The organism is Cyclobacterium sp. SYSU L10401, from assembly GCF_010993705.1.
Lineage (GTDB): Bacteria > Bacteroidota > Bacteroidia > Cytophagales > Cyclobacteriaceae > Cyclobacterium.
The window spans coordinates 247362-261458 of the sequence record NZ_WOFO01000004.1; the positions used below are offsets into that span (position 1 = coordinate 247362).

General features: G+C 43.9%; 12 protein-coding genes. 3 read left to right on the forward strand and 9 right to left on the reverse strand.

Annotated elements, in window-relative coordinates; translation table 11 throughout:
* Window positions 1–36 precede the first annotated feature (36 nt).
* The 3 genes from GL182_RS11665 to GL182_RS11675 all read left to right on the forward strand — a co-directional run bounded on the left by GL182_RS11665 (window position 37) and on the right by GL182_RS11675 (window position 4190).
* The gene (locus GL182_RS11665; RefSeq protein ID WP_163379862.1) at window positions 37–1761 is read left to right on the forward strand and encodes a capsule assembly Wzi family protein; all 1725 of its coding nucleotides are present in this window, start codon (window positions 37–39) and stop codon (window positions 1759–1761) included.
* Between the two features lie 1523 nt (window positions 1762–3284).
* Window positions 3285–3626, forward strand: a complete 342-nt coding sequence (locus GL182_RS11670) for a type II toxin-antitoxin system HigB family toxin (RefSeq protein WP_163379863.1) — start codon at window positions 3285–3287, stop codon at window positions 3624–3626.
* A 12-nt stretch (window positions 3627–3638) separates the two neighbouring features.
* Window positions 3639–4190 carry a helix-turn-helix domain-containing protein gene (locus GL182_RS11675; protein ID WP_163379864.1) on the forward strand — a complete coding sequence of 184 codons (552 nt, stop codon included), beginning with the start codon at window positions 3639–3641 and terminating at the stop codon, window positions 4188–4190.
* Window positions 4191–4837: 647 nt separating this feature from the next.
* Here the strand turns inward: GL182_RS11675 and GL182_RS11680 are convergent.
* The 9 genes from GL182_RS11680 to GL182_RS11720 all read right to left on the reverse strand — a co-directional run bounded on the left by GL182_RS11680 (window position 4838) and on the right by GL182_RS11720 (window position 14097).
* Window positions 4838–5242, reverse strand: a complete 405-nt coding sequence (locus GL182_RS11680; RefSeq protein ID WP_163379865.1) for a type II toxin-antitoxin system VapC family toxin — start codon at window positions 5240–5242, stop codon at window positions 4838–4840.
* Window positions 5223–5474 carry a hypothetical protein gene (locus GL182_RS11685; protein ID WP_163379866.1) on the reverse strand — a complete coding sequence of 84 codons (252 nt, stop codon included), beginning with the start codon at window positions 5472–5474 and terminating at the stop codon, window positions 5223–5225. Before GL182_RS11685 ends, GL182_RS11680 begins: the two co-directional genes overlap by 20 nt.
* A gap of 1242 nt (window positions 5475–6716) precedes the next feature.
* Window positions 6717–8024, reverse strand: coding sequence for a UDP-glucose dehydrogenase family protein (locus tag GL182_RS11690; protein WP_163379867.1), 1308 nt, complete (start codon window positions 8022–8024; stop codon window positions 6717–6719).
* A 2-nt stretch (window positions 8025–8026) separates the two neighbouring features.
* Window positions 8027–9064 carry a DUF354 domain-containing protein gene (locus GL182_RS11695; protein WP_163379868.1) on the reverse strand — a complete coding sequence of 346 codons (1038 nt, stop codon included), beginning with the start codon at window positions 9062–9064 and terminating at the stop codon, window positions 8027–8029.
* On the reverse strand, window positions 9064–9804 hold the full coding sequence (locus GL182_RS11700; protein WP_163379869.1) for a sulfotransferase family 2 domain-containing protein: 741 nt from the start codon (window positions 9802–9804) through the stop codon (window positions 9064–9066). Before GL182_RS11700 ends, GL182_RS11695 begins: the two co-directional genes overlap by 1 nt.
* Complete coding sequence (locus GL182_RS11705) at window positions 9801–10928, reverse strand: glycosyltransferase family 4 protein (RefSeq protein WP_163379870.1); 1128 nt, start codon at window positions 10926–10928, stop codon at window positions 9801–9803. The genes GL182_RS11700 and GL182_RS11705 overlap by 4 nt, the downstream gene beginning before the upstream one ends.
* Before the next feature lie 17 nt (window positions 10929–10945).
* Window positions 10946–11854, reverse strand: coding sequence for a sulfotransferase family protein (locus GL182_RS11710; RefSeq protein WP_163379871.1), 909 nt, complete (start codon window positions 11852–11854; stop codon window positions 10946–10948).
* Window positions 11841–13076, reverse strand: a complete 1236-nt coding sequence (locus GL182_RS11715) for an O-antigen ligase family protein (RefSeq protein ID WP_163379872.1) — start codon at window positions 13074–13076, stop codon at window positions 11841–11843. Before GL182_RS11715 ends, GL182_RS11710 begins: the two co-directional genes overlap by 14 nt.
* Entirely contained in the window at window positions 13060–14097 is a 1038-nt protein-coding gene (locus tag GL182_RS11720; protein WP_163379873.1) for a glycosyltransferase family 2 protein, read from the reverse strand. Before GL182_RS11720 ends, GL182_RS11715 begins: the two co-directional genes overlap by 17 nt.

Sequence of the window (14097 nt, forward strand, 5' to 3'; positions counted from 1 at the left end):
GTTAAAATTTTACTGCAAAACCAATACCAACAAATAATGAAGCCTTTTTCAGCACCCTTTCGGTTTTACCGCTTGTTATGCCTGAGCTTCCTGGCGGCTACAGCCCTGATAGTGGATGGCTTTTCCCAGCAGCTGCCCGTAAGTTTTCCCCTGCTTCCTGAATACCTGAGGAGGGAGCAGGTAATGGGCAACCTGGACACGGAGCTTAGCTTCATGTACCAACCATTGAACCTGCAAAAAATAATGGGTGAAAACCAGGAGCCCTTCTTACAGGACAGAATGCCAGGTTACCGCCCCGATTCCCTGGCCTTTCTTCCTCAGGTAGGTGACTGGGACATACAAGCCCTGCCTTTGCAGTGGCATTCCCGCATCAATGCGGGCCACCCCTACGGATGGGGAGGGGGAGGTCTGGTGCCGGCACAGGGATACCAGGGGCTGATCCATCTGGGTGCCCATGCCAGCATCGGCAACTGGAGCATACAGCTTTACCCTCAAATACATTATGCCCAAAACCTGCCTTTTGAAGAGTATCCGGAAGCCGCACCCCGCCCCTTTTTCCAACGCCGAAACAGGGGAATCAACGGGATAGACATGCCTACCCGGCATGGGGAGGGGGCCATTTTCCGCTTGCTGCCGGGAAACTCCCATCTCAAATACCATTTTGGCAGCTTCGCTGCCGGTCTCAGTACCGAAAATATCTGGTTCGGGCCGGGACAGTTCAATGCCTTGCTCTTCAGTGACAATGCCCCGGGATTCCCCCGTTTTACCCTGGAAAGCAGCAAACCGGTCAAAACCTTCCTGGGAAATTTTGAAGGGCAGTATTTTGTAGGTACCCTGAGTGGCTCTGAGCTGCCCATTTACAGTGACGCAGCCTATGCCGACATCTTTTCCCCCAAAGACAATGACAGCTGGCGCTACTTTACAGGGCTCTCGCTGACCTATTCTCCCAAATGGATTTCCGGACTATCTGTCGGACTTACGCGTACCTTTCAGGTTTACCGGGAAGACATGCGCAGCAATTTAAGGGCCTACTTCCCCCTGTTTGCCCCCTTTCCCAAAGATGGAGAAGGCAATATTGAAAACATAGAACTCAGGGAGGATCAGAACCTTTCGGGCTTTGCCAGGTGGGTCTTTCCGGAATCCCGTTTTGAGCTGTACTTTGAGTACATCAGAAACGACCATGGCTTCAACTGGAGGGATGTGGTGATGAACCCCGAACATTCGCGGGGCTATACCCTGGGCATGAGCAAGTACCTGCCCCTACCCAACACCTATTGGCTGGGGGTACGGGCTGAAATGACCCAGACGCAGATATCCATTAACAACAATGTGCGCTGGAGAGGAAGACCGAATTTTGGATTGGGGCTGTTTGACAACAACCAGGTGAGACATGGCCTGACCCACCGGGGAATGGTGCTGGGCTCAGGTCTGGGCAGCAGTGGCAATTTTGCTACCATTGAATTGAGCCTGCTGAAAGGCATGAAAAAGTACCAACTCTCTCTGGAGCGGCTGGCCAGGGAACAAAATTTTTACCAATTTGCCTATTACGATGGGCTGGCGGTCAAACCCTGGGTGGATCTGGCCCTGGGACTGGCTGCCTCAGATACCTACCAAAACCTGGTATTCACCCTGGAGACCAAGCTGATCCGCTCCATGAATTACCAGTTTTACAATACAGAAATGGAAGCCGGCCAGCTTTTTCCCGAAACCCGGAAAAAAACGAGTTTACTGCTTGATTTCAATGTTGCCTATTTGTTTTGAAAAAATTTAAATAATTTAGGGTCACAAAGCACACAAAGGTGTTTAATCGGTTATTTGGTTAATCGGTTAATTGCTGAGAGACTCGTTGAATGTTTACAGTTGAGAAAAGCGAGTGGGCCAGCACAAAACCGAGCCTGTCCTGAATTTTCTCAGGAGGGTGCGGGAGGATTGCGGAGAGAAGGATTTTTGTGCCTTGACTTTTTTGGTATCTTTTTTCGTCAAATCCAGTCCAATTAAACCACCATACTATCCTCAAATCAAACCTTTGTGTCCTTCGAGGTTCTTCGTGTCCTTTGTGACTATTTTTTTAATTACGTCATCCTTCGTCTCTCAGCCTCACTATCCCTAAGTCTCTAAGTCACTTCGTTAAGGGTTATATGCCTGGGTGTTTACGAATACAGGAAAATATCCCGCTCCTTCAGAGCTGAGCCAAAATAAGATGTTATTTGCGATGGGCTCCACCCATCGCTGGGAGCTTCCGCCCCTTCAGGGCTCAAGGCAAATTGGTTATTCAGGACGAATACAAATTTGCTTAATCGCTTAACCGGTTATTTGTTTAATCCGAACGATTTCCCATCAGTTAACCAATTAAACCATCATACCAGGAAGAGGGGAGTTACCGATAGTAACAATAGATTCCAGGCCTGAAGGGCCTGAACAAAAATAACCGTGGGTGCAGCCCACGGAAAAAAAGCTAACAAAGAAGCACCAACCCCGAAAGGGGTTGAACCTTTACCAGGTGGCATTCCGTATTCGCAAGACCATGTTCAACCCACTCCGGGGTTGCTGGAAGTATAGATTGTTACCTAAACCCCGGGTTTCGAACGGGGTTATTGTTGTTGAAGCCCTTCAGGCTTCGGCATCGAATAGCAGTTAGAGATGGTCAATGTTTCTTCCCGGAAATTAAGTTTGTTTTAAATCGACATTGATTTTCGTTTTTGACGAAGATAGGTAGGCTTAGAAATTGGCTTCGTATTTAAACATAAATTACGAGGTTGGTGAATCGGACGATTTCCCATCAGTTAAACAATTAAGCCACCAAACCATAACATCCCTCTGTCTCTCAGTCACTATGTCTCCCCCGCTCTCGGTTAAGGGTTAAAATGTTTAATCGGTTATTTGGTTAATCGGTTAATTGTTGAGAGACTCGTTTTTGAAGACTGGTTTGAAGTGACGAGATAATGTTCGAATTAAAAAACCAAGTACGAAAACAAACAACCGAACGATTTCCCATCAGTTAACCAATTAACCAGTTAAACAATTAAGCCACCAAATCATACCATCCCCTTGTCTCTAAGTCCCTCAGTCACTAGGTCTCTCAGTCCCTTCGTGCCCTTCGAGGCTCTCTGTGTCCTCCGTGACAAAAGATAAATGTACGTCTCATCCGGCTCTCAGTCTCCCCCGCTCTCTTTGTGTGCGCTGTGACGCTCCCTTATTTTAAAGCTAGAATAAATGATTAAATGTTACGATTTTTTCCGAACTTTTTATTACCTTTCACCTAGGAGGATTACAGCAAAAATGACTTGAGAATTATTAATAAACACATCCTGGGTAAATTGATCCGGAAAAATCGAGGCAACATTAAATTGGTTAAAGCTGTTCAGGAATTGATTTCTGAAATTGAAGATAGCCATTGGAAATCTCCCCTTGATTTGATAGCAAAAAGACCTGATGCTGATGGTGTGTATGGGGGCGAATTTTATTTCTTCAATATCCATGTACACCGCACATTGGTATTGATTGAATTTGAAGAAACCGGAGAAGCTACGATTGTTTGGGCTGGTAACCATGACGATTACGAATTGATTTTTAAAAACAATCGGAATGTAATTAAAAAATGGTTGAGAGATAACAACTGGATTTAAAAATAGGTAACCATGAAAGATATTCTTGACATTAGGGAAATTGAGAAAATAGAAAGCTTAGAAAATGAATATGATTTGGAAAAAGCATCTTTATTTGAACGCCAATTGCGATTGATGATTGATGAAAATCCGGATTTAATACCGCTGAGAAAAAAACTTCGGGATTTGATTAAAGGTTACGAAGACCGGGAATGGTCTGATTTTGAAAAAATCACTGATTCACAAGTAGCCGAATCTGACCAGGCAGAAAATACGGTGAATATGGAGCAAAAATTCATCCAAAAGCGAAAAGAGGCGATTCGAAAGAAACTCAAAGCCTATGAGCTGACCCAGCAAGATTTAGGTTCAATTCTCGATCATCCCAAATCTTACATGAGCGAATTGATAAATGGCGTATCTCAATTTACATTAAAGGATTTGGTGATTATTCACCAGGTATTGGGAATTAAGCTAAGTGTTTTGATTCCAACTTTTTTACAACCTGAAACAAAAATAAAAGTAAGCGAATCGATCAGAAAATTAAATAAACCAAAGCTCAAACTAAAAAGCACCGAAATGGTTTGAGGAGATCTTGACTAGAGGTTTTTTGGGTACGGACTGGCTGGCAGCTGGGCTGGTGTTGTGGTCAGAGCTGGTGGATAAGGGTTAAAGTGTTTCATCGGTTATTTGGTTAATCGGTTAATTGTTGGAGGCCCGTTGAATGTTTACAGTTGAGAAATGCGGGTGGGCCAGCACAAAACCGAGCCTGTCCTGAATTTTCTCAGGAGGGTGCGGGAGGATTGCGGAGAGAAGGATTTTTGTGCCTTGACTTTTTTGGTATCTTTTTTCGTCAAAGCCTGTCCACTTAAACCACCATACTATCCTCAAATCAAACCTTTGTGTCCTTCGAGGTTCTTCGTGTCCTTTGTGACTATTTTTTTAATTACGTCATCCTTCGTCTCTCAGCCTCACTATCCCTAAGTCTCTAAGTCACTTCGTTAAGGGTTATATGCCCGGGTGTTTACGAATACAGGAAAATATCCCGCTCCTTCAGAGCTGAGCCAATATAGGATGTTATTTACGATGGGCTCCACCCATCGCTGGGAGCTAAGGCCCCTTCAGGGCTCAAGGCAAATTGGTTATTCAGGACGAATACAAATTTGCTAAATCGCTTAATCAGTTATTTGTTTAATTGATTTATTTTTGACGAAGAAGGAGTAGCATCCGGGGTTTTAGTCATTCCAATTTTCAACATCAAGACCTTCTATTTTGCCAAAATGCCGAAGGTTATTGGTTACCAAATTTAACCCATTTGAGATTGCAATTCCCGCAATTAAAATATCTATATCATCAATGGGCTCTCCTTTGATTCTCTGTTGCGAATAGATCTCTGCAGATTTCCAAATCGAATCTTTGGTTAGGTAAAGCATGTTGGCGGCTGAGCAAAATTGTTCAAAAATCAAAAATTGCTTTTCAGCATTTTTAAAAGCCAGACCACTAATTACTTCATAATAAGTAATAATACTAATATTTATGCTTTGAAAGTGTTTAAGGTATTCGTCGAACCTAAAATTAACTTTGTCGTTTCCTTTCAAAAAATAGGAAACAATGTCTGTATCAATCAAAGCTGGTTTCATCAAAGAATCTTGCCCTATCTGATTTCCTTCTTTCTTTTAAATGAGTTGTAAACTCGTTGAAAGTTTCATCATCGAGATCACCCCAGGCCCCTGCAAAGGTTAAAAGTTCTCCTTTTTTATTTCTTGATTCCAGAGACTCCAAATACGCTTCTATATGCCTAAGCTTGTCCTCAGAAAGGCCATCAATTCTTTCTTTTAGCTTTTCCTTTAACTGCTTTGTACTGATCATCATGTCTTAAATTCTCAAATATAGCACAATATAATGATCAAAAATCAGTATTCCAAGCCCGAATTTACTGAAATAAAGCAAGTTAAATTACTCATTTCCGCTTCTAATAAAGGTGGATCGATACGGGCTGGGCTGATCCTGGCAGTTGAGGTAACTTTGGATTCAACCCTCAAATCAAACCTTTTTGTCCTTCGAGGTTCTTCGTGTCCTTTGTGACTATTTTTTTAATTACGTCATCCTTCCTCTCTCAGTCTCACTATCCCTAAGTCTCTAAGTCACTTCGTTAAGGGTTATATGCCCGGGCGTTTACGAATACAGGAAAATATCCCGCTCCTTCAGAGCTGAGCCAAAATAGGATGTTATTTGCGATGGGCTCCACCCATCGCTGGGAGCTAAGGCCCCTTCAGGGCTCAAGGCAGATATGTTTTTCAGGACGAATACAAATTTGCTAAATCGGTAATTTGTTTATTCCGAACGATTTCCCATCAGTTAACCAATTAAACCACCATACCAGGAAGGGGGGAGTTACCGATAGTAACAATAGATTCCAGGCCTGAAGGGCCTGAACAACAATAACCGTGGGTGCAGCCCACGGAAAAAAGCTAACAAAGAAGCACCAACCCCGAAAGGGGTTGAACCTTTACCAGGTGGCATTCCGTATTCGCAAGACCATGTTGAACCCACTCCGGGGTTGCCGGAAGTATAGATTGTTACCTAAACCCCGGGTTTCGCACGGGGTTATTGTTGTTGAAGCCCTTCAGGCTTCGGCATCGAATAGCAGTTAGAGATGGTCAATGTTTCTTCCCGGAAATTAAGTTTGTTTTAAATCGACATAGATTTTCGTTTTTGACGAAGATAGGCCGGCTTAGAAATTGGCTTCGTATTTAAACATAAACTACGGGATTGGTCAATCGAACGAATTCCCATCAGTTAACCAATTAACCAGTTAAACAATTAAGCCACCAAACCGTATCATCCCCCTGTCTCTAAGTCCCTCAGTCACTAGGTCTCTCAGTCCCTTCGTGCCCTTCGAGGCTCTCTGTGCTCTTTGAGACTAAATTTTTATGTGCGACCCCTGTCTCTTAGTCCCTTCGTCTCAACCTGGAAGTTAGGGGTTAAACAATTGTATCACCCTACCATAAAATCATCAAACCATCCCATCATCCCATAATCTCTCAGCCACTTAGTCCCTCAGTCCCCCTCTCTCAGTCTCTCCTTCTCTAAATCACAAAGTCTCCTCACTTCCTACCAGCACAATCCACTGTAATTCGGCAGGTCTTCCAGTTCGGGAATGCGGACCAGGTCTACTACGGCATCCTTTTGGGCCAGCTTTTCCTTATGAGGGGCGGCGTCAAAATTGCGGTGATTGATCAGCACCACTTCTGCTTCAGCCAAGGCGGTATCCAGGTCCTCTGCAATCAAGTCCGACAAATGCGGCAGGTGCTCGTCAATAAAAGACCTATTGGCGCCCACCAGCTTGGAAAGCCTTACATTGGGATCGTAAATGGAGATGCGGAAACCCTTGCCGATCAATTTTTCCGCCAAATCCACCGAGGGGCTGTAGCGCAGGTCATCGGTTCCCTCCTTAAAGGACAGGCCCACAAAACAAATGTTCCGCTTGCCGGTACGGGCAATCAATTCATAGGCCGTACGCTTCTGGTATTCGTTGGACTCGTGTACGCCGCTAAGCACCGGGGTGGCGACATACTGATCATGCCCCAGGGTAACCAGGCCTTTCAGGTCCTTGGGCAGGCAGGAGCCTCCATAGGCAAAGCCCGGCTTGAAATAGGCCGGGGAAATGTTCAGGTGCGTGTCCTTGCAAAACAGCTCCATTACCTGATGGGAATCAATGCCCAGGGCCTTGGAAATGTTTCCTACCTCGTTGGCAAAGGTGATTTTCAGGGCATGGAAACTATTGTTCACGTACTTGATGATTTCGGCCACTTCGATGGCAGTAATTTCGATGGGGGCATCCAGGTCACGGTACAGGGAGGAAACTTGTTCCAGTGCTCCCTCGTGATCCCCTCCGATCACGGTAATGGCCGGATGGTAGTAGTCTTTGACGGCCGTGCCTTCCCTTAAAAATTCCGGATTCGATACCACGGAAAAGTCCTTGCCACGCTCCTTGCCGGATACAGCGGCCATGACCTCTCCGAACTTTCGGTTGGTCCCCGGCAAAACCGTGCTGCGGATCACCACGGTATGGAAACTGTCCTTGCCTTTCAGGGCTTCTCCTATCTGTTCGGCCGTTTTGTATATGTAATCCAGGTTCAGGTGTCCCTGCGGGGAGGAAGGCGTACCCACGCAAATGATGCTGATATCCGAAGCGACCACAGCTTCTGCCGCCTGTTGGGTGGCAGCAATCCGGCCGGCGGAATGCCCTTCCCGGATGATCTGGTCGATGTCCTTTTCCACTATGGTGGGTTTGCCCTGATTGATCAGGTCCACTTTCAGGGCATTGATGTCCACACCGATGAGCTGATGCCCGTTTTTGGCCAGGCAACCCAAACTGACGCAGCCCACATATCCCAAGCCAAATATTGAAATCTTCATGCTTATTTTTTATAATGATTGATTTTTTCTTCCATAAAGGCGATCATGTCGTCCCATTTTGCCAGCAAGTCCTGGCGAACCTCTTGCTGCTTTTGCTTATCCACCGGCCGGGAGATGGCTTGCCGTACCGGCTCCAGGGCGGCCTCTTCGGGATGCTGGGAAAGCGGCCCTCCTTCCTGCATCAGGTAGGCATTGGCCCTCATCTCCCGCACCCCGCAGTAAATGCTGGGTGTTCCCAACATGGCCCCTTCCCTGGCCATGCTGTCGCCGGAGGAAAGCACCAGGCGGGCATGAAACATCAGGGAATGGATATCCCCAACCGGCTCCTGTAGCTGCACCCAATGCTCCGGATACAGATGGGCCTTGGCTTTGTCTTCCAGGGACAGCAATACCGGCACATCGGCCGGAATTTTAGCGGCAAAGCTGCCGACAATATCGGCCTTCTGGTCGTAATAGTTAAAGGACTGGTTGCTTACCTCCCGCACAAATACATAGGAATAGGGAGCCAGTCCATAGGCATCGGTGACGCTTGGGTCCGGAGTAAATCGGGCCGGACTCAGGTAGCTCCATTCCTTCAGGCAGTTAAAAATTCCTACTTTCTCGCTTTCCTCCACAATGGGCGGAAAGAAGATCCGGTCGGAGAGCCGGGCATTGATGGCATTGATGCGTTGGCGCTCGGGATCGTCATAAAACTGGATCACCGGCGTGCCGCTAAGCCTGCAAGCCAGGGCCAGCGGTGCCGAGCTGGCCGCCACGCAGATGTCATAGTGATTTTTACGGATCAGTTTTAAAAAACTGCTGACCCGCTGCACGTTTCCCTGCCAAAGGATGGACCATTTGGTACCCTTGCTGCTGCCTACGGGAAGGGTGTGAAAACCGGCGTATTCCCGGGCAATGATCTGGGGCAATTTGCCCCGCTGCAGGTAGCAGACCGTTACCTCCCAGCCTTTGTTCTTCAGGCTTTCAGCCAGGTGCTTGAACAGGTTGAGCTGCGCGGGATGCTTGATATCGATCAGGATTTTTGGATTGGTTTTTGGCATTAGCGGATATATTTCCAATACAATTTACGAAACTGAAAGGTGGTATGGTAGCTGAGGTTATCCTTCAAGCTAGGACGATAAGAAGGCCAGAAGTCTGGAAAGGCATAGTCGTAGCGCTTCAGGGCATGGTAAAAAACGCGCTGGGCCTGTGGGATAATAGACGGCGTATAGTATTCCTCAAAAGATTTACCCTCTTTTTTGGTCTTGTTCACCACCGGCAAGTCCCGTAGGGGCTCGATGCCTACGGCGCGCAAAGCGGCCAGAAAATCCTCGGAAAGTTTTTCAAAGCGGATCACGTAATCGTAGCGGTCCCAGTAGATGGCATGCCAGTCACTGTAGGGTTGCTGGTAAAATTGTTTGAAAAACTCCTGAAAACTCAGGTCCTTGCCACTGACCGCCGAAGCCCGGTTGGCCAGCAGGCGGTTGGCCAGTGAAATCAGGCTTCTTTGCAGCCAGTTTTTATGACCTACCTCCTTGATTTGTTGACTTTGAATGCCATCGTGGTTAGACTTATACTTAAAGAACAGGCTGACGGTTCTATCCAGGGGATTCCGGGAAGAAGCGATGACCTTGTAGTTTTTTTCTTCGGCGCTGGCCTGTCTAAGAAACACATCGTAGGAAGCGTGTTTGTACAAAATGGGTTCTCCCCCGTATTTTTCACACAATTCCTTTCGAATGGCCGTGGTACCGGTGCGGGGCAGGCAGACAAAAACAAATTTATGGGTATGACTGATGATCATGCCTTGACTTTTTTAGTAGCTAATTGAGAAAATAACGCCATTAATTTTTCGGCGCTGCTGCTGAGGGAATGTTGCTCCACCATCTCCCGAATACGCGGGTAATAGGAATCATATTCCGAAAGGTTTTGGGACAGATGCCTGATTAGATTAGCCAGCTCCTTAACGTTATCTTTTTCGAAAAGAAATCCAGTTTGGCCAGGTATGACAAATTCTTTGATGCCTCCGACAGCCGTACCTACCACCAATGCATTGCCTGCCATGGCTTCCAATCCTACCAGGCCAAGTGGTTCTTCCCGTGAAGGAAACACAAACACGTCGGCCAAATTGTTGTAAATATTCAGTACGTCCGGAGGCACCTTGGAGCGGATATGAATCACTTCTGAAAGCCCATTGCTTTCTACAAAAGATTGGTAGTTGCGTTTCAAGGGACCATCTGTAAGAAGGATCACTTGTATTTTTTGTTGAATAGACTCTTCCAGCGACAGTACGGCATCCAACATTACATCCATCCCCTTTCGTGGGATGGCATTTCCGGCGCAAAGAAAAACAACTTTGTCGTCTGAAACAGCATACTGCTTTTTGAGTTCATCCAGGCCATCAAGGGGTTTCATTACCGATAAATCTACTCCAGGGGAAATGATGCGCACATTTGGATTTGCTGATACTTGTTTCACTTTTTTATAAATGTCCTGACTATTGGCAATCACCCAATCAGACCGATCCAAGGAATACCGGATCAGGCGATTTCCCATCCCCTTGCCCTTCAGGTTTCGATTAAGGTCTCCCCCATGCACATAGGCTACCACCGGCAATCCGGTAAATCGTTTTACCCACACTGCCAGCAGGGTAGATAGCAAAATCCCCTGGGGAAACAACACATCTGTATTTTTCAGATTCCTAAGAAGAAAAGGAATATGGCTGAATACGTAAAAGAAATACTTGATAACCGTGGCGAGAGGGTTTTTGACTTTATTGGCATTTCCCCAAAAATAAAAAACGACATTAAAACCTACCTTAACCTTGCCACCTTGTCGCTTCATTTCATCCACCATCTTCTTGATAAAAAGCTGATTGAAGGGATTGGCGCGTGTAGGGTAGCTATTACAAAGAAACAATATTTTCATTTCCTAAAAATCACACGTTAATACCAGTCTTTTAAATCCAGTCCGGTCAATTTTTCCAGTTGCATAATATCTTTCCTAAAAACAGGCTTCAACAAATCAGCACTTTTCTGATCCATTTTAGGCTTGGACAAAAACAGATTCCGATAGTAGTTATCGAACTTCTTACGGATTTTTGAAAGAGGAGAATGCGTCAAAAATGGAAAAGTCCTGCGCATAAAACGCAAACTTTTTATGTAAACTGTATGTAACATGCCAAATTTTGGAACTCCGGAAGCATTGTGTTTGTCTACTTTAATATCCTGAAAAACATTTTCCACGCCTAGGAATTCGGAAACCTTACCCAAAAATTCATTGGGATTTTTCATAAGGTCCTCAAACTTCAGAATTAAAATCTGATCTCTTGGAAACAGGTCGAAATAAGCCTGTAACTGTCTACCATACATACTCATGTCGATAAATTTCCGCTGGGGTGCCCAGGAGTCCCGTTTCCCACCTAGTTCTTCCTTAAGCGCATCATAAAAAGAAGGCGCTGAAACCGTTTGTTCTCGTACGTGATGCAGGTAATGGGAATAAGCTCTTTGAATGGGATTGCGCACAATTCCTATGATTTTAGCTTCCGGATTATAGTCGAATAATTTTTGGGCCACCTGAGAATAATACATGTACATGGTTGAGGCTTCCCCTACCCAGGCGTAGCCTTTTGCGTCGGAAAAAAGCTTTTCGTATTCGGTAAGCGTTTTGGGGTATTTTTCAAAGAAAAAGTCATCGTCAGGGCCTTGATATTTTAAGTCATGCACTTCCCTCAAAAAGTAGTGGGGTTCCTTTTGAATAGAAAAAAAGATTTCCTTAGATTTTTGAAGATAAGAATAAAGCGTGGTCGTTCCGCATTTTGCGCTGCCAATAATAAATAAATTAGGCTTTGTCATTTCCGATTTTAAAATTTTTCTTTAAAATAAGATTGTACTTGGTAAGTATACCTAAAAGGAAAAAAACAGTAGATAAAGAAGAAATGGTCCAATATTGGTTAGCAAAAGATTGAATGGTAGTAGCTAATAATAGAGCTAAAATGGTACCAAAGAGGACTTTCCTCCACCTGTATTTATAATTTTTAAAGATCCGATAATTATATCTTAAAATCGAATAATGAATTAGAATAAAAAGTAAAAGCCCAACAAGACCCGATCCTAGAAAAATTGCCGCAAAATCATTATGTACTTGTCTCCATGGAAGGATCCATCCTATTCTGGTATGCTTAAAAATTTGCGAGTAATCACCAATCATTATTTCTCTGGCACTCCCCTCTTTGAACACTTCCCATGCCATCTGCAAATCATAGCCTCTACTGTAGGTATCACTGGTCATTACCTCCACGCCACCTCTTTCTTCGAGACGAATCAAAAAATTTTCATAAAGTATCGGGGAGAACACCACCACTAAGGCAATAATAACGATAAAAAACCCCGCAAACTTCCTGTTTTTGAAATTAAAGAGAAATATTAAGGACAGTCCCAAAACATAAGCCAATAGCGCAGACCTTCTAAATACTAGTACCAATAAAACCAATGTAGCTAGGGTAATAATTAAAAAGAGCAACTTTTTAAACTTTGAAAAATCAATTTCATAAAAAGCCAATGGAAGTAGCAGGGAGTAATAGGCCAAGGAATTTAAAACATATACACCTGTACCACTTCCGTCCCCCATAGCTGGCAAATAGACGTTCGAATAGGAAGCCTCTCCCAATCCTGGAATAACCTGTGCCGACGCTAAATAAAAAATTATTAAACTAAAGGTTAGTAATATTGCGTTAAAAACCTTTTTAAAATCTTCTTTATTATACAAAAAATTATAACCAAATAAGAACATATTGATTGAGGTTATAAATTTCAAATAAATGTCAAATGATCCAGTTAGGTTTTGAGAAAAAAGAACTAAAATAAAAAGGTAAGCGGTAAGGCAAAGGATCAGATGGTTTGTTAGTATATTTTTGTATTTGGTATAGCCCAAAACAAACAAAAATATCAAAATAACTCCTCTTACATGACCTGTATGTAATCCTGAAGAAAAAAAATGAGCTGTAATATCAGAGATCCCATTTAAGATCGGAACAGATGACAAAACGAGAATCCGGTAATTAAACTTTATTGACATTAAAAAATTTAAGTTTTAGCCATTTTACAAAGGAGTTTCTATTTACAGATTTTGCCCTTCCATATATTGAATTATTTAGTTTTGCCGATATTATTTTTTTTGAAAGTAGCTTCAAATATGTTGATTGGGCAGTTTGTGGTAAATTATCAATTATCCTGACCAAATAAAAAAACTCCTTTTTCCTATTATCATTATAAAGTTTAATCGCATGAGTTGAGAGTTTGTCTGTAAGATTTTTATTCCCTTTAAATGCTAAAAATGATTCTTTACCTAACATATCGATATGGTCGTAACCGAGTTTTTTTCTCATTTTCATACACTCTACACCAAGCTCCATGTAAAAAATTTGTTTAATCCTTTTTATAGGATCCCCTGAAACAGAGCCTTCCACATGCCTCCATTGTCGGTATAATACTTGCGGAACCAAAGTATAGTCCGAAACCAAAGACAATCTACATAAAAGATCTGAATCCTGAGCATAGGTAAAAAACTCCCTGTATCCCCCTACCATTTCATAATAATTCCTTTTAACCATAATATGAGAGCCATTTAAAGGACGCTTGCCCTTCCGTATCATACTATTGTAAAAATTACGGGGCGGCCACCTTGCCGTCACTGAAATCGTACCGTCTTTAAAAACTTTTTCATCCTCACATCCAACAATAGAATATTTTTCGTTTTCCAATAAAGCAGCTACTTGCTTCCCAACCCTCTCCGGGTACGAATAGTCTCCCGATCCGTGGATGGCAATAAACTCTCCCTTAGACTGCTGAATGGCATGGATCAATGCCCGGGTAAATCCTTGGTTTTGTTTATGAGCAATAATTTGAATTCTGGGATCAGATTCGAATTTCTGGAGCTCCTTTAAGGTATTGTCGGTGGAACAATCGTCAAAAATAATGATTTCCAGATTGGGGTAGGTCTGATCCAGCAGGCTTTGGATCGACTCGTCTACCAGGTTTTCCCGGTTGTAATAGCCGGTAATTACCGACACCAAAGGTTGATTCTTTTCTGCTTCCAT